General features: G+C 34.6%; 27 protein-coding genes. 23 read left to right on the top strand and 4 right to left on the bottom strand.

The features are described 5' to 3' along the window. Window positions 1-11: 11 nt before the first annotated feature. From IJQ68_RS08195 to IJQ68_RS08150, 10 genes are all read left to right on the top strand, one after another. On the top strand, window positions 12-1,412 hold the full coding sequence (locus IJQ68_RS08195) for a 4Fe-4S binding protein (RefSeq protein ID WP_292799078.1): 1,401 nt from the start codon (window positions 12-14) through the stop codon (window positions 1,410-1,412). Next, window positions 1,413-1,904, top strand: a complete 492-nt coding sequence (locus IJQ68_RS08190; protein ID WP_292799076.1) for a 4Fe-4S binding protein — start codon at window positions 1,413-1,415, stop codon at window positions 1,902-1,904. Beyond that, window positions 1,905-2,351: an NADH-quinone oxidoreductase subunit B family protein gene (locus tag IJQ68_RS08185; protein WP_292799074.1), complete on the top strand. Its 447-nt coding sequence runs from the start codon at window positions 1,905-1,907 to the stop codon at window positions 2,349-2,351. A gap of 8 nt (window positions 2,352-2,359) precedes the next feature. After that, window positions 2,360-3,487, top strand: coding sequence for a nickel-dependent hydrogenase large subunit (locus IJQ68_RS08180; RefSeq protein ID WP_292799072.1), 1,128 nt, complete (start codon window positions 2,360-2,362; stop codon window positions 3,485-3,487). A 4-nt stretch (window positions 3,488-3,491) separates the two neighbouring features. Beyond that, complete coding sequence (locus tag IJQ68_RS08175; protein ID WP_292799070.1) at window positions 3,492-4,496, top strand: respiratory chain complex I subunit 1 family protein; 1,005 nt, start codon at window positions 3,492-3,494, stop codon at window positions 4,494-4,496. Window positions 4,497-4,506: 10 nt separating this feature from the next. Continuing rightward, window positions 4,507-4,770, top strand: coding sequence for an energy-converting hydrogenase B subunit P (locus IJQ68_RS08170; RefSeq protein ID WP_292799068.1), 264 nt, complete (start codon window positions 4,507-4,509; stop codon window positions 4,768-4,770). Continuing rightward, on the top strand, window positions 4,763-5,422 hold the full coding sequence (locus IJQ68_RS08165; protein ID WP_292799066.1) for a DUF5612 domain-containing protein: 660 nt from the start codon (window positions 4,763-4,765) through the stop codon (window positions 5,420-5,422). The genes IJQ68_RS08170 and IJQ68_RS08165 overlap by 8 nt, the downstream gene beginning before the upstream one ends. 140 nt (window positions 5,423-5,562) lie before the next feature. After that, window positions 5,563-6,393: an amino acid ABC transporter substrate-binding protein gene (locus IJQ68_RS08160; RefSeq protein WP_292799064.1), complete on the top strand. Its 831-nt coding sequence runs from the start codon at window positions 5,563-5,565 to the stop codon at window positions 6,391-6,393. Window positions 6,394-6,418: 25 nt separating this feature from the next. Then, window positions 6,419-7,069, top strand: coding sequence for an amino acid ABC transporter permease (locus IJQ68_RS08155; protein ID WP_292799062.1), 651 nt, complete (start codon window positions 6,419-6,421; stop codon window positions 7,067-7,069). Between the two features lie 10 nt (window positions 7,070-7,079). After that, complete coding sequence (locus IJQ68_RS08150; protein ID WP_292799060.1) at window positions 7,080-7,763, top strand: amino acid ABC transporter ATP-binding protein; 684 nt, start codon at window positions 7,080-7,082, stop codon at window positions 7,761-7,763. A gap of 20 nt (window positions 7,764-7,783) precedes the next feature. Here the strand turns inward: IJQ68_RS08150 and cas4 are convergent, their stop codons facing one another. Then, window positions 7,784-8,578 carry a CRISPR-associated protein Cas4 gene (cas4, locus tag IJQ68_RS08145; protein WP_292799058.1) on the bottom strand — a complete coding sequence of 265 codons (795 nt, stop codon included), beginning with the start codon at window positions 8,576-8,578 and terminating at the stop codon, window positions 7,784-7,786. Window positions 8,579-8,734: 156 nt separating this feature from the next. Further along, window positions 8,735-9,805: a DNA polymerase subunit beta gene (locus tag IJQ68_RS08140; RefSeq protein WP_292799056.1), complete on the bottom strand. Its 1,071-nt coding sequence runs from the start codon at window positions 9,803-9,805 to the stop codon at window positions 8,735-8,737. Between the two features lie 318 nt (window positions 9,806-10,123). On the opposite strand from IJQ68_RS08140, the gene IJQ68_RS08135 reads away from it, so the two are divergent. The 11 genes from IJQ68_RS08135 to IJQ68_RS08085 all read left to right on the top strand — a co-directional run bounded on the left by IJQ68_RS08135 (window position 10,124) and on the right by IJQ68_RS08085 (window position 18,286). After that, window positions 10,124-11,254 carry a hypothetical protein gene (locus tag IJQ68_RS08135; protein ID WP_292799054.1) on the top strand — a complete coding sequence of 377 codons (1,131 nt, stop codon included), beginning with the start codon at window positions 10,124-10,126 and terminating at the stop codon, window positions 11,252-11,254. A gap of 127 nt (window positions 11,255-11,381) precedes the next feature. Continuing rightward, window positions 11,382-11,969, top strand: a complete 588-nt coding sequence (locus tag IJQ68_RS08130) for a DUF366 family protein (protein WP_292799052.1) — start codon at window positions 11,382-11,384, stop codon at window positions 11,967-11,969. Then, window positions 11,966-12,487 carry a 6-pyruvoyl tetrahydropterin synthase family protein gene (locus IJQ68_RS08125; protein ID WP_292799050.1) on the top strand — a complete coding sequence of 174 codons (522 nt, stop codon included), beginning with the start codon at window positions 11,966-11,968 and terminating at the stop codon, window positions 12,485-12,487. The genes IJQ68_RS08130 and IJQ68_RS08125 overlap by 4 nt, the downstream gene beginning before the upstream one ends. A gap of 2 nt (window positions 12,488-12,489) precedes the next feature. After that, window positions 12,490-13,188 carry a 7-carboxy-7-deazaguanine synthase QueE gene (locus tag IJQ68_RS08120; protein ID WP_292799048.1) on the top strand — a complete coding sequence of 233 codons (699 nt, stop codon included), beginning with the start codon at window positions 12,490-12,492 and terminating at the stop codon, window positions 13,186-13,188. Between the two features lie 42 nt (window positions 13,189-13,230). Then, a complete protein-coding gene (locus IJQ68_RS08115) occupies window positions 13,231-14,094 on the top strand; it encodes a CBS domain-containing protein (protein ID WP_292799046.1) in 864 nt (287 codons plus the stop codon). Window positions 14,095-14,108: 14 nt separating this feature from the next. Beyond that, window positions 14,109-14,909 (top strand): CBS domain-containing protein, encoded by an 801-nt coding sequence (locus IJQ68_RS08110; protein WP_292799044.1) that lies wholly within the window; start codon window positions 14,109-14,111, stop codon window positions 14,907-14,909. Window positions 14,910-14,960: 51 nt separating this feature from the next. Then, window positions 14,961-15,767 carry a prephenate dehydratase gene (gene pheA, locus IJQ68_RS08105; RefSeq protein WP_292799113.1) on the top strand — a complete coding sequence of 269 codons (807 nt, stop codon included), beginning with the start codon at window positions 14,961-14,963 and terminating at the stop codon, window positions 15,765-15,767. Between the two features lie 80 nt (window positions 15,768-15,847). Then, on the top strand, window positions 15,848-16,495 hold the full coding sequence (locus tag IJQ68_RS08100; RefSeq protein ID WP_292799042.1) for an endoglucanase: 648 nt from the start codon (window positions 15,848-15,850) through the stop codon (window positions 16,493-16,495). A gap of 24 nt (window positions 16,496-16,519) precedes the next feature. Further along, window positions 16,520-17,095, top strand: a complete 576-nt coding sequence (locus tag IJQ68_RS08095; RefSeq protein WP_292799040.1) for a PsbP-related protein — start codon at window positions 16,520-16,522, stop codon at window positions 17,093-17,095. A 25-nt stretch (window positions 17,096-17,120) separates the two neighbouring features. Beyond that, complete coding sequence (locus IJQ68_RS08090; RefSeq protein ID WP_292799038.1) at window positions 17,121-17,630, top strand: flavoprotein; 510 nt, start codon at window positions 17,121-17,123, stop codon at window positions 17,628-17,630. 32 nt (window positions 17,631-17,662) lie between these two features. Continuing rightward, window positions 17,663-18,286: a phosphopantothenoylcysteine decarboxylase gene (locus IJQ68_RS08085; RefSeq protein ID WP_292799036.1), complete on the top strand. Its 624-nt coding sequence runs from the start codon at window positions 17,663-17,665 to the stop codon at window positions 18,284-18,286. Between the two features lie 601 nt (window positions 18,287-18,887). Here the strand turns inward: IJQ68_RS08085 and IJQ68_RS08080 are convergent. Both IJQ68_RS08080 and IJQ68_RS08075 read right to left on the bottom strand, forming a co-directional pair. Beyond that, window positions 18,888-19,529: a fibrillarin-like rRNA/tRNA 2'-O-methyltransferase gene (locus IJQ68_RS08080; protein WP_292799034.1), complete on the bottom strand. Its 642-nt coding sequence runs from the start codon at window positions 19,527-19,529 to the stop codon at window positions 18,888-18,890. 2 nt (window positions 19,530-19,531) lie between these two features. Beyond that, window positions 19,532-20,665, bottom strand: a complete 1,134-nt coding sequence (locus IJQ68_RS08075) for an NOP5/NOP56 family protein (protein ID WP_292799032.1) — start codon at window positions 20,663-20,665, stop codon at window positions 19,532-19,534. A gap of 82 nt (window positions 20,666-20,747) precedes the next feature. Here IJQ68_RS08075 and IJQ68_RS08070 point away from each other — a divergent pair, with 82 nt between their 5' ends. Beyond that, window positions 20,748-21,281, top strand: a complete 534-nt coding sequence (locus IJQ68_RS08070) for a glycosyl transferase (protein ID WP_292799030.1) — start codon at window positions 20,748-20,750, stop codon at window positions 21,279-21,281. A gap of 82 nt (window positions 21,282-21,363) precedes the next feature. Beyond that, window positions 21,364-22,275 (top strand): dihydroorotate dehydrogenase, encoded by a 912-nt coding sequence (locus IJQ68_RS08065; RefSeq protein WP_292799028.1) that lies wholly within the window; start codon window positions 21,364-21,366, stop codon window positions 22,273-22,275. Window positions 22,276-22,369 lie beyond the last annotated feature (94 nt).

Below are 22,369 nucleotides of genomic sequence, written 5' to 3'. Positions count from 1 at the left end.
GGGGTGTTATAATGTTTTTATCAACTAATACATGTGAAGGAAAAGGAGAGTGTATTAAACAATGTCCTACAAAAGCAATCCGTTTAATTAATGGAAAAGCTTTCAGCTGCATTACTTGCGGAATCTGTTATGAAAACTGTCCGAATGATGCTATTTTCATCAACAGTTATGGGGGCTATGTTATAGACAGGGCAAAATGTAACGGATGCGGAATCTGTATGTACAACTGTCCTACAAACAACATCCATATTGAAGACGGCATCGTTTACGGATTATGTTCACGCTGTGGCGTCTGCAGTGAAATCTGTCCGTCAAGAGTCGACGGAAGCGAATTCACACGTGAAAAACAGATAAATTTCATAGAATCAATGAACATGCTGATTCCAAAATATGACAATCTTCCTCAAAAGGCAGATAAGGTCAAGGAAGTTACCCGAGGATATTTCGGAACTGACTTTGATAAATGTATATTCTGCGGACGATGTTATCAGTACTGCCCTACAAACGCTATCGATGTTGTCAGGGACAGGTCTGAAGGAATATGCAGTGAATGCAGAATATGCAGTGACGTATGTCCTAACGGATCAATGAATAAAAGTCAAATCATTAACAGTTCAACATGTACTCTTTGTCTGAACTGTATGAAATCCTGTCCGAACAATGCAATATCCATGGACGATTTCAATTTGATTGTCAACAAAATCAATCAGAAAGCTGATGGACATATTGTATCCTGTCTTAACTGTGGTTTATGTTCCGACTTATGTGAGAACGGATCACTTGTAAAAGACGATTCAAAATTAAGATATGATCCGACCAAAGATGTCGATTCAACTCATGACAAGGCAATCAGCCATTGTCCTGTAAAAACCTTGCATGAGGATGAAGAGATGTTTATCTATGACGAATTTGATGAAGTTGAGCTTCCAACACTTGCAGGATTCTGTGTAAGCTGCGGAAAATGTGTTCAGGTTTGTGATGTAGTCAATGCAAGAGGATATAAGGTTGCAAGCTGGGACGGAAGCGTTTCCGATGAATGTATCTCATGCGGAATATGTTGCGAAGTGTGTCAGGAAGATGCAATCACATTAAACAGAGGCACAATTTCAGTGAATCTCGAAAAATGTATATTGTGTGAAAACTGTGCAGTTCACTGTCCGGTCAATGCAATTCCTAGAACAACAATGTATAAGGCAGAAATCTCTGGCGGATTCAATCTAATTGACCAAAAATTATGTATGCATTGTGGTTTATGTCATAAAACATGTCCATACGAAGCAATTGATGAAATTAATGGTGAATTTATAGTTAATGAAGAAAAATGTACATATTGTGGTGCATGTAAGAACAGCTGTCCTGCAAACGCATTTATCTTCGAGAGAAATTTTAAAGATTCAATAGAGGGTATTTAAATGAGAAGTATGCTAAGAGTAGCTTTGGAAGGAGCGTTTACTAACTTTAAAAGAATCTTTTTTGCTGCAGATAGAGTAACCGATATGGATATGAGAAATCAGATTGCCACACTATCCGTTGAAGTGGACGATAGGGTGGACGAATCTGCATGTATCGGTTGCGCAGGCTGTGCAAATGTCTGTCCAACAAATGCTATAGAGATGAAAAATCTAGCAACACCAGTTAAAATAACAGAAGACTGGATTAAAAATCAAGTACCTGAAATTAATCTTGAAAAATGTATAGTTTGCTATTATTGTCATGATTTCTGTCCGGTATTCTCACTTTACGGACAGAAAGGAACAATTCATCCAAGCTGTGTTGGAGATCAGGAAGTCAATGTCAACGAACTAATCAAACAGCCGGTTAAAATTTCAGAAGATAAACTTAAAGTTATTGCAACGTATCTTTCAGATAAAACCGTGTTAAAAAATAGAGAGGATGGTGAATAAATGGGGATTAAATCTTTTTCAAGAGCAAGAGCAATACATGTCATGCTAGTATACACTGGAGGATGTAATGGTTGCGATATTGAAATTGTAAATTCAATATTATCTCCAAGATTTGATGCTGAACAGTATAAGGTTTTCCTAACTTGGAATCCTCGTGAAGCTGATGTATTGGTTGTAACAGGACCTGTTACACATTTGAACAGAAAACCTCTGGAAGCTATTTATGAAGCTATCCCCGAACCGAAGTTAGTTGTAGCTGCTGGAAGTTGTGCATTGATGGGTGGAGTATACAAAAACATTCATGGGGATATTCCGTCCGAGGAAATTGAAGGTCCAGTTGAAAACGTCATACCTGTCGCTGCAAAGATACCTGGATGTGCAGTAAGGCCTCAAGATGTTTTAGCTGGTGTGGTATCATTATTACCAACATTATTAGATGCGGATTAGGTGATTAAATGGAGGAAAAAGTACCAAGAAGTAATATTATCGAAACAGAAATTCCAATGGGTACAGTTCACCCCGCTGCATTGGAACCATATAGGGTAAGGCTTTTTGTTGAAGATGAAATTGTTCAGGAAGCTGAAATAACAATTGGTGTTAATCATAGGGGTATTGAACGTATCATGGAAGGATTACCAGTTGAAAAAGCCAACGCTTTAACAGAAAAGATTTGTGGAATATGTTCAAACTCACATGTATGGAATTCATGCAGAACCGCAGAAATTGGTCTTGATATTGAAATACCTGAAAGAGCACGTTATATTCGTGTAATAATGGGTGAACTTGAAAGATTACACTCACATTTCCTTTATTTGGCGCACGGTTGTGAAACTGTAGCTCACGAGACATTTTCAATGAGGGTATTTTACTTAAGGGAAATTGTAATGGAACTTCTTGCCATGATTGGAGGAAACAGGGTTCAATATGGTTGTCCTGTACTTGGTGGTGTAAGGCCAAGATGTGACTTGGATGAGGCAAAACTGCAAAGACTTAAAGAGGATATGGATAAATTAGAAGAAGGATTAACGGATTTCGCTCAAAGATTTTTGGCGGATTCAATATTGATTTCAAGGGTCACTGGTGTCGGTGCATTGCCTGCCAAACAAGCTATTAAATTGGCTGTTACAGGACCGTCATTAAGAGCAACGGGTGTTGCAAGAGATTTAAGGACTACAATGTTTGAATATGATGACTTTGACTTTAATGTTGTGACCCAACCTGATGGTGACGTCAAATCAAATCTTTTGATGAGAGCTTTGGAGTCTTTCGAATCAATTAAAATTATCCGTCAAGCTATTGCCAATATCCCTGAAGGAAAAGTAGTAAATAGGGATTGGGAAATGTTTGACACTGACATTATTGAAAGTTATATTGAAGTTCCAAGAGGAACTCTTTATCATTCCTATGCATTGGAAAGCGGAAGAATTAGGCACTGTATTATCAGAACTCCGTCAATGGCAAACATTGGTGCAATGCAATATGCTTGTATAGGTGATCATATTACAGATGCACAGCTATGTATTGTGCAATGCGACCCATGTTTCACATGCACTGATAGGGCAATTGAGATTATAAGGAGATAGAATCATGTTTGAAATTAATGCTATTGCAATAAATTCAATTTTAGCAGTAATAATAACTGTTATTGTCTGTTTTATAATTTCCACATTATTGCCTGGAATTGAAAGAAAATATATTCATGCAAGGATTCAGCAAAGAATCGGACCTCCTGTAACAAGTCCTGGAATAATGGCTCCAATCAAATTCTTATTTAAAGAGAATATCAAGCCTTCTTCTCCGGTGCCGGGATTATATAATGCATTACCTGTAATATGCTTTTTAGTCGTATTATTCCTGTTCATTGCTTTAACTCCTTATGCATATGCAATTCCTGCTCTTGCAAGTCTGGTTGCAATTGTAGGTCTTTTAAAGGTTGAAGAGATTTGTTATGTATTGATGGGTGCTTTGTCCAAATCTGTGATGTCTGTCAGAATGCCTTTCCCTGATAGGGTAAAAGGTGCAGCACACTTAAATACTACCCGTTCATTTATTGAAGATATAAGTGCTAGAAGATCCCTAAGAATGATAACCTATGGTTCATTCCCTTTGTATTTGGCATTATTCGCTCCTGTAACACAGGCCAGAAGCATTTTCCTTCAGGATATCGTGTCATATCAACAGGCTCACGGACCATTCTTATTTACAGTAGCTGGTGGAATTGCTGCAGTAGTATTTTTCATAGGTTACATGATTATGTTAAATGAATATCCGTTTTCAATTATCAAAGCCAAATGTGATGTTATTGAAGGACCATACATGGAATATGCTTCAAAATACAGATCAGTTGTATTCATTACAAGAGGATTCTTAATGCTGACTTTAGGTGTTTTATTCTCAGTATTGTTTATCGGAATTCCGCCAACAGTGTTCTCCCCAACAATATTGCTCAATATATTTGTTGTTTTGGTCTTTGTATTGATGATGGGGATATTTTCTGCATTTACTCCAGTATTTACCAACAGACAACTCTTGCCTTCAATTCTTGGAGCAACATTGCTTGGAATATTGGCTGTCGTAATCGGATTATTATGAGGTGATTATTTTGAAATTTGTTATGAGACCATATCATATAGTAAGTCTTGGAGGCTATATTGTTGAATGGGATTTTCCATATAGGAATCTCATAGTCGTAAATAAAACCTCTGAACCAATAAAAATTGAAATACCTGTATTTCACGAAGAATGGATTGCTGAACATAGAGATTTAGGTCTTGATGTTATTCCGGTCACTCGTGAAGACAATTACTTGCGCATGTGGAAAAAAGCACATGCAGAATTAGACAAAATCAGGCCACAAAATGAATGATTATAGTATTACTATCATAAGCGATGAGAAAAAGGGAGTTTTGGATGATATTACTGCCGTAATCAGTGAATATGGTGCTAATATCAGCTACACTCACCTTTATGTTGAAAAAAACAATAAAGGTTCTATCAATTTTGAACTTGAGCATGTTGAAGACATCGACGGTTTGATTGAGGATTTGAAAAAGATTCCTGAAGTGGAATCCGTTGAATTGCACGGTTCTCAGTTGGACATATATGGTAAACGTATTATCATCGTTGGTGGCGGCGCTCAGGTATCTCAAGTTGCTATGGGCGCTATAACTGAAGCGGACAGGCATAACATACGGGGTGAACGTATCAGTATAGATACCATTCCTCTTGTTGGTGAACACAATATTGCGGAGGCTGTTGAAGCTATTTCAAGATTGCCTCGTGTAAGTGCACTGGTTCTTGCAGGTTCACTTATGGGTGGTGCTATTACAGAATCAGTAAAGCAGGTTAAAAAGGATAATGATTTGATTGTTATCTCATTAAACATGCCTGGAAGCGTAACAAAGTATGCTGATTTGATTGTAACTGATCCGATTCAGGCAGGTGTTCTGGCCGTGATGGCTATTGCGGATACTGCAGTATTTGATATTTCACGTTTGGGCGACAATATCAAATTTTAATCTCTTTTTTTTAATAAATTTTGTTCAAAAATTATTATTGCTTTATATCAAATCTTATAATGTTATATATTGTAAATGATATAATTTATATCATAGATTAGAATATTTTTCTATTCTTATAATGACTATGGTGTTTTAAAATGAATAAAAAAATAGGTGTTATTTTAGCATTAGTTTTAGTCGCTTTTTTAGTTATGGGAACTGCTAGTGCAGGTTGGTTTGACTTTTTAGGCGGTGATTCTAGTGATGCAGTAACTAACGATAATGATACATTCATCGTTGGTTTTGATGCTGAGTTCCCACCTTACGGGTTCTCAGAAAATGGAGAATATGTTGGTTTTGACTTAGATTTAGCACAAGAAGTTTGTGACAGAAACAACTGGACTTTAGTAAAACAGCCAATTGACTGGGATGCTAAAGACTCTGAATTAAATTCAGGAACTATCGACTGTATCTGGAACGGATTCACAATAAACGGTAGGGAAGATGACTACACATGGTCCGAACCATACATCGACAACAAACAAGTTATCATTGTAAAAACAGATTCTGGAATTGATTCAATTGAAGATTTAGCAGGTAAAACTGTAGAAACTCAAAAAGATTCCTCTGCTTTAGCTGCTCTTGAAGGAGACAACAAAACTATCGCAGATACCTTTGCTGATTTAGTACAAGTTGCAGATTATAACACTGCATTTATGGATTTACAATCCGGTGCATGTGATGCAGTTGCAATGGATATTGGTGTTGCACAATACCAAATCAGTTCTTCAAACAGTTCAGACAGTTACAAAATTTTAGACACTCCAATTTCCTCTGAACAATATGGTGTTGGATTCAAATTAGGTAACACTGCATTAAAAGATCAAGTTCAAGCAACATTAGATGAAATGTACGCTGACGGTACCATCTCTGCTATTGCAGAAAACTATACTGAATACGGTGTACCAGGTTCCCTTATTCAAAAATAGATTTTGAAATGAGGTAGACTAGTCTATGATGTTAGAATCAATGGTAGGATTATTGATGGATGGTATGGTTACCTCCATCGAAATATTCTTACTTACATTATTATTTTCTCTTCCATTAGGATTATTAATTGCATTCGGAAGAATGAGTAAATTCGCTCCTCTCAGATGGCTAATGAAAATTTACATATCTATCATGAGGGGTACGCCATTAATGTTACAATTAATTGTTGTATTTTTCGGACCTTATTATATATTCGGAGCAACCCTTTCACCGGACTATAGATTTATCGCTGTTATCATTGCATTTTCAATAAATTACGCAGCATACTTTGCTGAAATCTATAGGGGAGGTATTGAAGCTATTCCTAAAGGTCAGTATGAGGCTGCTCAGGTATTGGGTTACGGTAAAGTTCAAACATTTTTCACGATTATTTTACCGCAGGTATTTAGAATTATTCTTCCATCAGTAACAAACGAGGTCATTACTCTTGTAAAGGATACTTCATTGTCTTTTGTTATCGCAGTTCCGGAAATGTTTACTGTGGCCAAACAGATTGCTGCAGCTGATGCATCCATCGCAGCTTTACTGGTTGCAGGAGTATTTTATTATGTATTTAACGTGCTTGTAGCATTTGTAATGGAACGTCTTGAAAAAAGATTTAATTATTTAGCATAAGGGAGATATTATGAGTTTATTGGAAGTAAAAAATCTTAAAAAAAGTTTCGATGATAATGTAGTTCTTAAAGATATTTCTCTTAATGTTGAAAAAGGTGAAGTATTATGTATTATCGGACCATCAGGTTCAGGCAAATCAACTTTACTTCGTTGTATAACAGATTTGGAGCAGGAAGATAGTGGAATAATTGATTTTAATGGAACATTCGGTTTGGTGTTCCAGGATTTCAATCTGTTCCCACATCATACTGTCATGAAAAATATTACTAATGCTCCAATCAAAGTTCAAAAAAGAGATAAGGATGAAGTTTTCAAATCCGCTCGTGATTTGCTTAAGAAAATGGGACTGTCTGATAAGGAAGACGCATATCCTCATGAATTGTCTGGAGGCCAGCAGCAAAGGGTTTCAATAGCCCGTGCTCTTGCAATGAATCCGGATATTCTATTTTTCGATGAGCCGACTTCAGCATTGGATCCCGAATTGACTGGTGAAATTCTGGTTGTAATCAGGGATTTGGCTGCTGAACACATGACTATGGTTATTGTTACTCACGAAATGACATTTGCACGTAATGTGGCAGATAAGATAATTTTCATGGACGATGGCTATATTATTGAAGAAGGAACTCCTGATGAGGTATTCTCATCTGATAATGCCAGAATGAAAGAGTTCTTAGGTAAATTTTATGACTAAAAAGAATAAGGATTAGTTCCCTATTCTTTTATGCATATATTTTTATATTCACAATTTCCGCATTTTCTATCGTTTATTTTCACGGTTGGCACTTTTTTGTTGTATTCTATTTCTTTTACTTCGTTTATTGTATTGAACAGTGATTTTCTCAGGTTCACATCCATCACTACTGGTCTTCGTTCATTGATTTTACTGTATTCAATAAACCCTACAAAGACTTCAGTTTCAAATTCCTCTTCTATCAGTATTGCATTTGCTGCAAGGTCCATTGCATCCTGATCCCATACTCCTTTCAGTGGTGGATTGTTATGCTTTATTGAAATCGGGAAATATTTGCCGTCAACTATTTCAATCTTATCGCATAATCCAATCAGTTCCAGTCTCTGGTCTTTAAGTAAATAGGAATACATGCAGTTCGGAAAAAACATGTCGACTATTCCAAAACCGTTTTTTCCTAATAGTTCCATGGCCTGTTTGGATTTTAATGCCTGGAGCTTTATGTTGAAGTAGGTTTCGTTGTTTATTTCAATCACCTGGTCGTTTGTCAATCCCAAATCCATGTTCTGGATTGATGAAAATGTGCTTTCAAGATAATTTGCAACGTTTTCCGATAGTGTATCCTCGATTTGGGTTATGTTCATTTCCTTTTTTAGTTTGCGCATATTTTTCTGAATCAGATCCTGTGTATCTATTTTTATCTTTTTCAATTCCAGATTCAGTTCTATTGCGCTGTTTTCTCTTTGGTCCACATGGCTCTGCAGGTAGAGTTTCATTGGACAGTACATATATGACCTTATTGCAGATACGTTAATCATTTTCTAACCTCTCAATTTTTGTAATATTAGGTTGTATCTCATGTTATAAATAATGGTGGTGTTAAATGAGGCCAATTCTTTTAAAAGAAGTAAATAAGGTGATGTTAATAAAATTATGGTGTTTCAAGTAAATATTTATCACTCAGGACAATATTTTCATGCAGGAGGAATTTTTAGCTTGAGATATTCATCTATTGCCTCACGGGTAGTTCCGACAACAAGCCTGTAGTAGTCTTCCTTTCCATCCTGAATTACCTTTTCGACTTTTCCTTTGGCAATCACATGTTCTCCATCAACCACTTCGCCGGCGTAGGTGTGTGTGAATGAAACAACTTCTACAATGTCTTTTTCAACGCCTTCAAGGACTTCCAGATTCTCAATTGTGTATAATGACGGATTGTCAAAGGCTCCAAGTGCGCTTACGATATCGCATTCTATTTTAGCTATTCCCTGAGGTTCATATCTTGTATCTCCCCAGCTTCCTTTAATCTCATCATATCCTTTTGTGGCTAAAATATCAAATAATGTGCCGTTGATTGTTCCCCTGTTGGCTTTTCTGTTTTCATACCATTTGAATTCTTCAGGAGTCAGGCTGGAATCGCTCATTCTTTTGTTGTAAACAAAGTCCCAGTAGTCATCTGTAATTCCGTTTAAGGTGATGTGCTTGTCCACTTCTTCAATGTAGACTTCCTCATTTCTATGTTTTTTAAATGCTTCAATGGCTTTCCTGTGGTTGTCAAGTCCATAGATTACATAATCCAAATCTGAAACATCCTCTTTTTGGAGTCCCGGCAAAATGGACCCTGAAATTCCCATATCTTCATAGTCTATTCCTGCAATGTAGTGGAAGAAGTCGCACACGTCCATTAGTTTTGCTATGATTTCAGGATTTTTAACTTCTCCGCCAGATTCAAATGTCTTTTTAAGACCCAGCAATCTGTTTTCAGGTTTGATTACTCTTTCTACCTTATCGATAGGAACTCCCATCATTTCCACATTGGTAACGTCACAGAAATATAAGTAATCCGGATAATTTTCACGTAAATATGAATATGCTTCTTCAGAGCCAACTTTTCTATATCTTATACCGTCTTTTTCCCTGTCTCCATTTTCATCAGGGATATATCTTAAAAATGAGATGTATCTGTCTTCCGGATGGATGTAATTTGTTGATGCGAAATACATTCCGTCAGTCGTGTAAATAAAATCTCTTGTTCTTACTTGCATAAAAATAACTCCTTTATAAACTTCTGTATCATCTATTAAATTTATTTTGTGTTATGTGTAACATTTATATGTCATTAATTGAATAATATATATTACAGTGGTTGTGTTTAATTATGTATATTTTGATTTTTATTCTGGTATTGCTGTGTGTTATCCTATATCTAATTTACAAATTGATATTGGTAAATAATCTTTTCAAGAAATTTAAATGAATCTTTAAAAAAGTTAAATATATAAGTCATTAAATGTATAATAAATATTACTAAAATCTGTGGGGGTGAAAATATTAAAAAAATAATTGCAGGCGTTTGTGTCTTATTGGCTATTGGATTAATTGTAGGGGGCTATGCATTTGTTTCAAGTGATTTTTCATCACAAGTGATAAATAATCCTGTTTCAAATGAAATGGATGATGTTAATGATAATGTTTCATTGCCGGATGAAGAAAAAATGTCTGGAGATATTTCTTTATCCAATGAAGAACTTGTTAAAAGTATTGCTTCAAGTAGTGTTCTTCAACAATTAAGCAACGTTGTATTGGATATGTCTCCAGATTCAACAACTGATTTGGATAATTCAACTAAAATAAGTTCTTATGTGGGTTATACTGCAGGTGTTGCTGATGTATCAATTGGCGGACAGCCATCCGGTGGAAAAGATCCTTATTTTTATCCTCTTCAGCAAGGTACTCTTCCATTTGATAATATTAATAAATCTGATTATATCTTATCTCCAAATTATAAAGACCATATCTTTATCAAAAAAGGCCAGGACTTTACGGATAAGTATGGATGGTGTGTTGAAGACGGTTTTATTCCGTTAGGAAATATTACAATCCCTCTTGAAACTGATTTCATATGTCATCTTAATTGTGGAATAGGAGATTCTTACTTTGATTTGTCAAGCCCATATATCTACGATGCGTGGGATGCTAAATATTATCTGAAAAATGGTGAATTCCCTGATGAAGTTCAAAAAGAAAGATTTGAGTATGAAACTAACCAACTAAACATGAATTATCGTCAATTGCCTGGCCATGATGAGATATTTTTAAATGTTCATGATGATTTCACAGACAAATATCTGTTATGTATGGATTGCGGAAGATATGTGGTATTGGGAAATGTTACAGTACCTTTAGATGATGTTATGATTTGCGATTATCCGCTTCATTTCGGTGTGAAAAACTATTTTGATATTAATAATCCTGCTATAATATCTCGTGAAGAAGCATTAGATTCCTGGAATAATGACCATTATCTGCAGGAGTTATATTCAAATCCGGATTATCATCCAATTCATTCTAATGAAGAGATTCGTGATTTAGAATTATCAAATGAACCTTCACAGCAACATGTCGAGGATACACATTCAGAACTTCACATAACTATTGATTATCCTGAATTAACTGTATATTCAGGCAATGTTGGCATTAATTCAACAATTTAAATTTTCAAGTATTTTTCTCCAATTGGAGATGATACTTTTTTTCTTATTTTTTCTTAACCTTTTTTAATATCTTCAACTAATATAGTATTGTAAGTTTTTTTATAAATTATAAAGAATAGGTTTTAAAATGAATATAACTCATAAACATGTTGAAGATATTTTTGAATACGACGGCAGCCAAATCAATCCCTCATGGGCTTTCCAGGAGTTTGGAATTTACGGCTCATCAATCGTCACATGGATTGGTCCGGTAAACATCACTCCTGATAATTTAAAGGACTTTGCCGATGTCGGATTGGAAATCAAGTCAAACAATATGGTTAATTTCATTTGTGAATTCTTCGATCAGCAGCCTACAAATATGAGAATAGCCTATCTTCGCCAAAGGCTTCTTGTAATGATTTTTAGAGAAATCCTGACTGAAAGGGGAGTTAAGACAACCCGTGAAGGTGATGATATTTTTGTTGATGGAAGAAAACTCAGCATTTCAATAGCCAGCGTTTCTCTAAGTTCTGCAAAGATTCATTTTGCATTGAATCTCGAAGATAAGGGAACTCCAGGGGACGTTGAAACAATAGGATTATATGATATTGATGATGGTAATGTCTTTAATGAAAATAACTTAAAGGATTTGATTTTTGAAGTTGTTGACAGATTCATTGATGAAATTGAAACAATTGAAAAAGATATTAGTAAAACCAAGGTGTTAGCATGAAAATTTTAGTTAATGGTATTCAGTCAAATTTAAGATTCTCATCTGCCCATGTCATTCCTGGTCATGAATCATGTGGATTTATACATGGACACTCTTACTTTGTCGATGTTGAAATAGAAGGTGAAAGGGCAGGTGAGTTCGAATTCGTTGTAGACTTTAAGGATGTAAAAAAATACACTAAAGCCATCTGTGACGAGCTCGACCACAGGCTTTTGATTCCGGTATATAATTCATTAATTGATTTTAAGGATTTCAATAAGGAAAAGGATTCAATTTTTGATTTGAAAGAAGAAGAGATAGTTTCATTTAAAATTGATGGTAAAGGTTATTCTGTTCCTTCAGTCGACTGTGTATTCCTGCCGCTTCCTTATACTTCTGCTGAAGAGCTTTCCAAGTTTTTTGCAGAATCCCTATACCGTAAATTATCAGAAACCTATGACAATCTGGAATATATCTCAGTTTGCGTTAATGAGGGAATAGGTCAGGGCGCACAATATAAAAAGGAATTCGTGGAATAGTTATGAAAGCTCCAATTATTGAAATATTTTCATCATTTCAGGGAGAAGGCATCCTGATAGGCCAGAGACAGATATTCGTACGTTTTGCAGGCTGCAATCTGAACTGCGATTACTGCGATACGAAACACAGCATTTCCGAAAAGGAAGGTATGCTCATGACACCTAAGGAGGTCGTATCACAAATCGAAAGTATTTTAACTCCTGACTGTCATACTATATCTTTTACCGGTGGCGAACCCTCATTGTATCCAGAGTTCATCAACGAGGTTTCTAAGCTCACGGACCTCAATATAATGCTTGAGACAAATGGTACTCTACCGGAGAATATTGATTTAATTGATGATTTAGATATTGTTTCACTTGATATTAAGCTAAAAGAACAATTTAAAGGTCATTTTGATGAAGATATTTTTTTAAATGAAATTAAATCACTAAATTTATTAATAGAAAAATCTATAAATGTATATTGTAAAGTAGTTATTTTGCCAAGCTTAAAAATAGAATCATTTGAAGAGGTAATTAAAAAAATTGATAAGGAAATTATTGATGAAAATAACATCCAATTTATTATTCAACCTTCCAGCCCTTTGAACGAATGGAAAAATCTTTCTGATTGTTTATTTGAGTTTTCTGAGATTGTTGGTAAATATTTCGATGTTTCAACCATTCCTCAGATTCATAAGATTTTGAATATAGAGTAAATGATTTTATTAGGCGCATAATTACAAGTTTGAGGTGAATGTATGAATGAAAATATAATGAAAATAGCATCTAAAGATGTTGTATCAATTCCTCCAAGTAAAAGTATCAAAGATACTGCAAAAGTAATGATGGAACACCAATTCAGAAGATTACCAATTACCGATCCTGGTTCCGGTAAAGTATTAGGTATCGTAACTGTAATGGATATATTGGACTTCTTTGGCGGAGGTAACAAATTTAACATTATTGAGAAAAAATATGAAGACAACTTCTTAGCAGCTATCAATGAACCTGTACGTGAAATCATGTCCCGTGATGTCATATGTTTATCTGAAAAATCTTCTATTAAAGAAGTTGTAGATGTAATGCTTGCAAATCAGATAGGAGCACTTCCTCTTATTGATTCAGATGATAAACTCGCAGGTATTGTTACAGAAAGAGATATCGCATTATCTCTTGCAGGAGAAATGGATGATAGAACAGCACAAGATTACATGAGTACAAAAGTTTTCACTACCACTCCAGGTACTCCGGTAGAAAGTGCATGTAAGATTATGGTCAGAAATGGATTAAGAAGAATTCCTATTGTTGGAGGGGAAGCTGACATTTCCAAAGCAGCTAAAAAATTGTTAGGTATTGTAACTTCAACAGATATTATTCGTTTCCTTAATGCTAAAGAATTATTCGATAATTTAAATTCAAACGCTGCAAGTGAAGTTTTAGAAACTAAATTATCCGATATCATGGTTAAAGATGCAATTATTGTAGAACCAGAAGACACTATTGGTGAAATCTGTGAATTATTCAAAATAAGCAATATTGGTGGTGTACCAGTAGTTAAAGATGATACTATAATTGGTATTATTACTGAAAGAGATATCTTAAGAGCTGTTAAAAACTTATAAATGGAGGTTGCTCTATGCAAATCAAAAATTTAATGTCTACTACATTAATTACCATAGACAAAGATCAAAGTCTTGCAGATGCATTAAAACTGCTTAGAAAAAATAAAATTTCACGCCTTCCAGTTCTTAACAACAAAGAATTAGTTGGTATTGTTTCCGAAAGGGACATTGCAAAGAAACTCGGTTCATCAAAATATGAAAGCATGCCTGCTTCAAGGCTCCATGTTTCATCTGTAATGGTTAAGGACATCATATCCGTTCCGCAAACAATGCGTTTAGCTGAAGTAGCAGAAATTATGCTTGAAAATGGAATCGGATCAGTTCCTGTAATGGACGGAGATGAAATGGTAGGTATTGTTTCAAAAGCTGATTTCGTAACATTGGCTGTTGACGGTGAATATGATAAGATATGCACCAAAGAATTAATGTCTAAAGATATTAAATCAGTTTCACCATCCGAAAGGCTGGTTCATGCAAGAAGAGTCAGTCTCGATTCTAAAGTCGGCAGACTTCCAGTTATCGATGATGAAACATTAGTTGGAATGATTACATCTAAAGATTTAATGAGAGCTTTCATTGACTTTAGAAAAAAAGTTCCGGAAAAATACCAAAAATCTCAAATCAAAGAAGTATTGGTTGAAGATATCATGTCTACCAATCCACGTGTTGTGACTAAAGATACATGCATTTCTGAAGTTGCAAAAATAATGATGGAAACCGGATTCAACGGTTTGCCTGTTGTAGAAGATGATGTCGTTGTGGGAATTGTAACCCAAACCGATATTTTAAGACTAATTGCAAAATTAGAAGCTTAGTGTAGCTATTCTTAGCTATACTTTCAATTTCTTTTTTTTAAGGTGATTATTATTAGTGAATTAATCTCTTTTTTAGGTCCGAAAGGAACATTTTCCCATGAGGCAGCAACACTTTTAGGTGATGATTTAATTCCTTATTGTACAATTCCTGCAGTTATGGACAGCATTGCAGATGATCAGTGCATCAAAGGAATAGTTCCAATTGAAAATTCAATCGAAGGACCTGTTGGAATCACATTGGATTCTCTTGCCCATAAATATGATTTAAATATTATTGGTGAGGTGATTATTCCAATCAATCAGAACTTAATAGTCAATCCGGGATGTGTGCTTGAAGACATTGATGATGTCTATTCCCATTCCCAGGCAATTGCCCAATGTCAGGAATTTATACGCAGCAATAATATCCAGCCTCATTATGCCGTAAGCACTGCCAGTGCCGCCAAAAGCATTATAGGTGATAATTCAAAGGCAGCCATAGGTAATGCAAAAAGTGCTGAGCTTTATGGTTTGGAAATTCTTGAAGCCAATATTCAGGATGTTGACAACAATGAAACCCGTTTTGTTGTTCTATCCAAGGAAGATACTGACCCGACAGGTAATGACAAGACTTCCATAATATTTTCAATCTATGAAGACCGTCCGGGTTCACTTTACCATATTCTTGGAATATTTGAAAAAAATAATATTAACATGACAAAAATTGAATCAAGGCCTTCCAAGCAGGGTTTAGGTAAATATCTGTTTTTTGTTGACTTTTATGGTCACTGTAAGGATGAGATTATCCAAAATATTCTTAAAGAAATTGAGGATAATACCTATTTTTTCAAGGTTTTAGGTTCTTATCCTGAATTCTGATTATTTTTTTGAATATAAGGTAAACTATAAATTAATGTTTACATATAATAAATATTGTTAATAATTTAAGGAGGGTTGGTATGTCTAATGATAAAGATAAACTTCTAGAGATTATGGCTAGTTTAGAATCAGACTATGCTCATGGAAAAATATCTAGGGAAAAATATATTTATTTCCGTTCAAAATATGAAGATAAGCTAAATGCATTAGATGCAAGAGAAGCTACTAATAGAATTAGATCTATGCAAGGTAAACCTTCTGATTCTCCTAAAATAGATGAAAAACCAATTGATAAAGATAAAAAAGAAGAAGAGGATTTGGTTCAAAAATATATTATTAATCCGAAAAAAGGAGACAAAAAACTTAAAGAAAGAACTCCAATGGATTCAAGCACTTTCAAACTTTTGGCTGTGTTGATTTTAGCTGTAGGTTTTACTGTAGGTGCTGCTTTCGGAGTGTTCAATTTTGATTTCCAATCTTTTTCAAGTACTGATGCTGTAGCTATTGTAACTGATACCGCATTTCCGGATGTTGATGATATTACAGTAAATACTACGGTTGATTCAAATAATACATATTATGATAATTCGTCTTATGATTATGTAGAAACTACGGAATATTCGTCAGATTATCAGTATGACTATAGTCAAGACTATTCACAGGATTATAGTAGTTCTGAGGGCAGTTATTCTGATGGCAGTAGTTCTCAAGAAAATACTGCCAATTAAATTTTTTTTTAAAATGGTGACTATATGAAAAAAATTACGTTAATAGGGGTTGTAATACTCATTGTTATTATTGCAATTTTCGGGTACATTGTTTTCAATGATATCCAATTCGATCATAAAAGCAATAGTAATACTAACACCAATGAATCAGTTGAAATGTTATCCATTTCAAAAGGCGGAGTTACAATTAATTACCCGTCAAATTGGGTAATAGCTCAGGCAACGTCAAATTATACTATTCTTGCTATAGCTAAAGAAAGTTCTGTTGACAGTCTTGAAGTGGGTCAGGTCAATATACATGTGGAGAAACAGGAGTTTTCCGGTGATTTTGCTAATTATGTTAATAAAACATACAGTAATGTTCAGGCAGACGAGGCTTTCGAATTGGTTTCTTCAGGCGAGGTCTTAATCAACGATGAAAAAGCTCTTCAGTACATTTATACTTCCAGCGCTTCAACCGGTGTTGTTAAACAGCATAAGGCATTATGGTTTGAAAGAGGTAATGAAGCTTATGTTATAATGTATAGTGCTCCTATCGATAAATACGAGACAAATTTGCCTGCTGCGGATTATATCATGCAGCACATTACAATTAACTAAATTTTTCATTTTTTTGAGGTATTCTATGATAGTATTATGTGTTACAGGTAGTGTGGCAGCTACCCAAGCAATTAAATTGGCTAGAGAGTTTAAGCGTCAAGGCGTGGATGTAAAATGTTTCATGAGCGAAGCCGCTTGCAGGATTATTCATCCGAATTCAATGGAATTTGCAACTGGAAGTGAGGTTATAACTGAACTGACTGGAAATATCGAGCATGTCCGTTACTCTCAGGAGGATTTAATACTTGTTGCTCCGGCTACTGCCAATACTATTAGTAAATTTGCACATAAAATAGCAGATAATCCTATTTCAACCTTATTGATTACTGCATATGGCCATGACACTCCTATTTTATTTGTTCCGTCAATGCATGATTCAATGTTTAAGGCTATTGAGGAAAATATTCAAAAAATCAAGGATGAGAAATCAGCTTCATTCATGCCTCCGGTAATGGATGAGGGAAAAGCTAAATTCCCTGACAATGAGGATATTGTTCTTGAATCTTTGAGATGTATTAATTTGGCTAAGAAGTGATTTATATTCTCGGTAAAAAAGTTTTAATTAGTTTGGGTGGGACTTTTGAACCTATTGATTCTGTAAGAGGTATTACTAACAAATCTTCAGGTAAAATGGGTTTGGCGCTTGCAAAGCAGGCATATGTATTGGGTGCTGAGGTTACTCTTGTTGCCGCAAAGGTCAGCGTCAGGATTTCACCGCTATTTAATGTTATCAATGTTGAAACGTCCAAGCAGATGGCTGATGTTATTTTTGACATTGTCGGAGATTTTGATATTTTTATTTCGACAGCTGCAGTTTCTGATTTTGAGGTTGTGGAACGTGAAAATAAAAAGATTGATTCAGATTCATCAATGGCTATCAGCTTAAAGCCGACATTAAAGATTATTAGACAAATCAAAACGATTAATCCTGATATATTTTTGGTTGGATTCAAGGCGGAATTCAATATTTCTCATGATGAGATTGTTTATTGTGCCCGCAAGCAGATTGCGGATGCAGGAACTGATTTGGTCGTTGCAAATGATGTTTCCCATGATGAGTGCAATTTCGGATCAGATAAGAATGAGGTTCTGATTATAGATGATGATGTTTTGGCAGTGCCTCTTGCAAGCAAGGATGAAATTGCAAAAACTATTATGAATGTCATTTGTAAAAAGATTTCATGTAGATAACGCCACTCTTTTTATTATTTTTTGTTAATTGCTTTTATTATTATCATATTTTCACTAAATTATATTGATTTATTTTTAAACAATATCTTTTTAATCATATCTATAATTAATTAAAATGGCACAAATTTACATTCAACTTTTTTCTTGATTGTGAATGTGGCGTAACCTCATATAAAATTATCTCTATTTGGGTAATGTTGCAATGTGTATAAGTGTTTTTTCTAAAATTTTTGTTGTGATATGTTAAAGTCAATATTGCTTTTAGCGAGTAATATTTATTGTAAAAAATTAATTTTTAGTAATACTTTTTTGATAAAAAGACAGTATTTTAGCTTAAAATTTTAAATTGATAAAAAAGAGTTTTTAAATAAAATAAGTTCAATCCTTTAGGATTTACATAAATGAAGTGATTAGTAGAGTGAATTTACCTAAAGGATTATTTAGTGAACTTTTATTTTATTTGCATTAGCATATATAATATTTAATTTTATGGTATAAAAAGCTATCGAAGTAATACTTTTTTGGGTATTTTTTAACATTTTTGAATAAAATTCTAAAGAAGTTTTTCACTAAATATGCTGCGAAAATTCACTATTTTTTTTTAAAAATTTTTCTCTACAACGAATGCCATATGGTCTTTTTCGTAAGGTTCCAGTTTTATTTTTTCGATAATTTTAAAACCTTTCTCTATCATTTTCTTCTCTTCTTGCTTGAATATCTTTTTAGGTTTCTGTATGACATCAATACTTCTGGCTTTAAGTGTTATCATTCCTAAAGCATCTTCCTTTGCGAATATATCCATATTTTTCATAAACAATTCTGATTGTGTTGGCTGAGCAACATCACAGTATAATACATCAACCTTTTCAACCAAATTCATGTATTCTTTAGGTTTGGTAGCATCACCCAATATAGGATAGATGTTTGGCCTTTGACGTGACAGTCTGGTTAACTTTTTTGCTGTCACTGGTGAAAATTCAACGGCATAAATTTTCCCGTCATATGCAATATCTGAAATATGTGAAACAGTGGTGCCGGTTGATGCGCCAAGATATAGGACCTTATCATTATTTTTTATATCCAAATTTTCCAAACCGTTTAGGATTGCCGCTGCAAGTTTTGACCTTCTTGGGTTCCACAATCGGTATTCGACATCTTCAGAAATTAATTCCTCTCCATAAACATTAATTCCTGGTGTTAAATTGCGTGTTGCGATTTCTCCACCTTTTAAAAAAACATCCATTTTCATTTCCTCCTTCTTTTTTTAGATTTTCTGTGTTTCTTTTTTGATTTGTTCTTTTCTTCTTTTCTTTTTTTACTTGTTTTTGGAGGAAATGGATTATTTTTTTCTATTTCCTGTGCTTTTTCATTGAATTCATTAAATATTTCTGGATTAAAATCATGGGTAAAAACGTCTTTTCTTGCTGCCAGAGATATTCTTCCTGCAAGCAGTCTGGCTATCTTTCCACGATTCCACCATTTTGCTCCACGAACTTGAGGGTGCTGGTAAATCAGTCCGTATTTTGGAGGACGGTCTCCGCTTTTTAAATGTCTGAACAATGCCTTTTCAGCACCCATTATCTGAACGGTACTTGAAGGATATGTTGCCAGTCTTTTAAGTCCTCCGGCATGGGATATCAGCTTGGCCGCAAGAGATGATCCGAGCAATAATTTCATGTTTGGTGCAATTGACTCCATCCTGCTGTCAATATAATTCAAAATATCTTTTCTTGTCTGCTGGAGTTCATAGATGGATTTGGCATATCTGTTCATTATTTCTAAGTCTTCCGGATTGATATCTTCTTCTATATCCAGCATGTCCTGTGGGAATGCACTGCTTTTGGCGTTAACGATTTCTTCTTTTGTCTTGTTTTCATAAATTAATTTGATGTATGTCTCATTGTTTTTTATCAAATCCATCTCTGGGAAGTAGAGAGCATACCATTCACGGATTCTCTCGATTAATTTTGAAATGGACTCATCAATCTCATCAATGGAGTTGATGGCCTGAATCAGATGCTTATCCTCTGAAGACTGTGCCTTTTTCATCTTATAGATGGCCAATTTTTGATAAATCTCATTATTCATATCCAAATCGAAATTGCTTCTAAGATAATTTCCTCCGGAATTAGGATTTTTGACCTTTACCTTGTCGCATCTGTAATCGGAAGCACGCTTATTTGATTCGACAAATATTGTGTCGTAAGTCTCACTCAGCTCATCAATCAGCTCGCTTTCCTCACAAGGAATTTCCTTATTGTCAATTTCAATCAGCTTTTGGATTATTTCATCTTCTTTAAATAACTTTTCACAGATTAATTCATTATTTTCGTTAAACGCATAAAATCCTTTAACGCTGTAAGTCACATAACATTCCATGTTCTTAAATTATTTTTTTTATTTTTAATAAAATTTTGGCTTCAAAAAGTTTTTAATGATTTAAAATCAAATATTTCAATTAATGTCAAAACAAAGTTTTAGAGATTTAAAGGAAACAATAGAATTGAAAGATGGTGAAATAGATGAACTCACCATGGAACTTGAAAGCAAAAACGAGGAAATTAATAAGTTGAAACTCTATTCCACCAAGTTGAAGTACGAAAAGCAAAACCTGGAGTATAAGCTGGATAATGAAATCAACAATGAAAAGGCCAAAATCAAGGAACTCGATGATCTGGATAAAAAGATTCGGGAAAAGCAGGATATCATTGACGATAAGCAGGATCAGGTCAAGTATTTAAGGTCATTAATCGACGAATATAAAGACCAAATCAGGCAAAATAGTGAAAACCTGGAAGTTCAGCTTAGAAAAATTTCTAAAACTTATGAAGGTCTGCTTGCTCAAAAGGACCTGATTATTGAAAAGCAGGATGAAACCATAAAACTCTTGCTTAAGGAAAAAGAAGAAACATTAAAAACCAATAAAACCAATATAATCAGTTTAAAACGCCAAAATGATAACTATCGCCAACTACTTGAAAAATATGAAAAATAATTCATATTTTTTCAATCTTCCACTAATTATAAATTATTTGTAAACCAAACATTAATACATAATAGAAATTTTGGTGGATGTTATGTTAGAAACTGATGTTTGTGGAGTTCGTTTCAGAAATCCTTTAATGTTGGCTGCAGGAATCATGGGGAGCACGGCTTCTTCCATGAACTGGATTTTAAAATCAGGTGCGGCAGGCGTTATTAGTAAATCATTTTCTTTAAAGCCTCATCCGGGATATAAAAATCCTACTACTGTTGGCGTTGATGGTGGAATTATCAATGCTATAGGTTTATCCAATCCTGGTGTTGAAAACTTTAAGGAAGAGCTGAAACAGATTAATAGGGATAATAATGTTGTCATTGCATCTATTTATGGTGCCACTCCCGATGAATTTAGTACTTTGGTTGGTGAAGTTCAAGAATATGTGGATATGATTGAGTTAAACATTTCCTGTCCTCATGCTATGGAAGGATATGGTGCTTCAATCGGTCAGGACTGTAATTTAAGCCACACTATTGTTTCCGCATCAAAGGATGCAAGTGATGTGCCGATAATAGCTAAACTGACTCCTAATGTTACAGACATTGTTGAAATTGCTAAAACATGTGAGGATGCGGGAGCTGATGCCTTAAGCCTTATCAACACTTTAGGTCCGGGCATGAAAATCAATATTGATGTTGCCCGTCCAGTCTTATTCAACAAGTTCGGAGGAATGAGCGGTAAGGCAATCAAACCTATTGCAATAAGTAATGTGTATTCAGTTTACGAGGCTGTTGATCTTCCAATCATTGGTGTTGGAGGCGTTTACACTTTTGAAGATGTTGTTGAATTCATTTTTGCAGGTGCAAGAGCAGTTCAGATAGGTACTGCAATTATGGATGAAGGAGTTGAAGTATTTGGTAAAATCAACGCTGATTTGGAAACATTCATGAAGCAAAAAGGCTATTCATCCATCGATGAGATGGTTGGCCTTGCACACGGAGGTGAGTGAAATGATTAATTCTCCTCAAATCGTTGAGATTAAACAAATTATTGAAGAAACACCAACAATTAAAACGTTTACTTTCAATACTGATATTAAAGAT

This window comes from Methanobrevibacter sp. (assembly GCF_017447225.1).
In the GTDB taxonomy this organism is placed as follows: domain Archaea; phylum Methanobacteriota; class Methanobacteria; order Methanobacteriales; family Methanobacteriaceae; genus Methanocatella.
This window is presented reverse-complemented; position numbering and strand designations above follow the sequence as displayed.

What these genes read in the sequence shown, in the direction of transcription:
- IJQ68_RS08195 (WP_292799078.1), top strand. Translation starts at nt 12, where the DNA reads ATGTTTTTATCAACTAATACATGTGAAGGAAAAGGAGAGTGTATTAAA.
- IJQ68_RS08190 (WP_292799076.1), top strand. Translation starts at nt 1,413, where the DNA reads ATGAGAAGTATGCTAAGAGTAGCTTTGGAAGGAGCGTTTACTAACTTT.
- IJQ68_RS08185 (WP_292799074.1), top strand. Translation starts at nt 1,905, where the DNA reads ATGGGGATTAAATCTTTTTCAAGAGCAAGAGCAATACATGTCATGCTA.
- IJQ68_RS08180 (WP_292799072.1), top strand. Translation starts at nt 2,360, where the DNA reads ATGGAGGAAAAAGTACCAAGAAGTAATATTATCGAAACAGAAATTCCA.
- IJQ68_RS08175 (WP_292799070.1), top strand. Translation starts at nt 3,492, where the DNA reads ATGTTTGAAATTAATGCTATTGCAATAAATTCAATTTTAGCAGTAATA.
- IJQ68_RS08165 (WP_292799066.1), top strand. Translation starts at nt 4,763, where the DNA reads ATGAATGATTATAGTATTACTATCATAAGCGATGAGAAAAAGGGAGTT.
- IJQ68_RS08160 (WP_292799064.1), top strand. Translation starts at nt 5,563, where the DNA reads ATGAATAAAAAAATAGGTGTTATTTTAGCATTAGTTTTAGTCGCTTTT.
- IJQ68_RS08155 (WP_292799062.1), top strand. Translation starts at nt 6,419, where the DNA reads ATGATGTTAGAATCAATGGTAGGATTATTGATGGATGGTATGGTTACC.
- IJQ68_RS08150 (WP_292799060.1), top strand. Translation starts at nt 7,080, where the DNA reads ATGAGTTTATTGGAAGTAAAAAATCTTAAAAAAAGTTTCGATGATAAT.
- cas4 (WP_292799058.1), bottom strand. Translation starts at nt 8,578, where the DNA reads ATGATTAACGTATCTGCAATAAGGTCATATATGTACTGTCCAATGAAA.
- IJQ68_RS08140 (WP_292799056.1), bottom strand. Translation starts at nt 9,805, where the DNA reads ATGCAAGTAAGAACAAGAGATTTTATTTACACGACTGACGGAATGTAT.
- IJQ68_RS08130 (WP_292799052.1), top strand. Translation starts at nt 11,382, where the DNA reads ATGAATATAACTCATAAACATGTTGAAGATATTTTTGAATACGACGGC.
- IJQ68_RS08125 (WP_292799050.1), top strand. Translation starts at nt 11,966, where the DNA reads ATGAAAATTTTAGTTAATGGTATTCAGTCAAATTTAAGATTCTCATCT.
- IJQ68_RS08120 (WP_292799048.1), top strand. Translation starts at nt 12,490, where the DNA reads ATGAAAGCTCCAATTATTGAAATATTTTCATCATTTCAGGGAGAAGGC.
- IJQ68_RS08115 (WP_292799046.1), top strand. Translation starts at nt 13,231, where the DNA reads ATGAATGAAAATATAATGAAAATAGCATCTAAAGATGTTGTATCAATT.
- IJQ68_RS08110 (WP_292799044.1), top strand. Translation starts at nt 14,109, where the DNA reads ATGCAAATCAAAAATTTAATGTCTACTACATTAATTACCATAGACAAA.
- IJQ68_RS08100 (WP_292799042.1), top strand. Translation starts at nt 15,848, where the DNA reads ATGTCTAATGATAAAGATAAACTTCTAGAGATTATGGCTAGTTTAGAA.
- IJQ68_RS08095 (WP_292799040.1), top strand. Translation starts at nt 16,520, where the DNA reads ATGAAAAAAATTACGTTAATAGGGGTTGTAATACTCATTGTTATTATT.
- IJQ68_RS08090 (WP_292799038.1), top strand. Translation starts at nt 17,121, where the DNA reads ATGATAGTATTATGTGTTACAGGTAGTGTGGCAGCTACCCAAGCAATT.
- IJQ68_RS08080 (WP_292799034.1), bottom strand. Translation starts at nt 19,529, where the DNA reads ATGGATGTTTTTTTAAAAGGTGGAGAAATCGCAACACGCAATTTAACA.
- IJQ68_RS08075 (WP_292799032.1), bottom strand. Translation starts at nt 20,665, where the DNA reads ATGGAATGTTATGTGACTTACAGCGTTAAAGGATTTTATGCGTTTAAC.
- IJQ68_RS08070 (WP_292799030.1), top strand. Translation starts at nt 20,748, where the DNA reads ATGTCAAAACAAAGTTTTAGAGATTTAAAGGAAACAATAGAATTGAAA.
- IJQ68_RS08065 (WP_292799028.1), top strand. Translation starts at nt 21,364, where the DNA reads ATGTTAGAAACTGATGTTTGTGGAGTTCGTTTCAGAAATCCTTTAATG.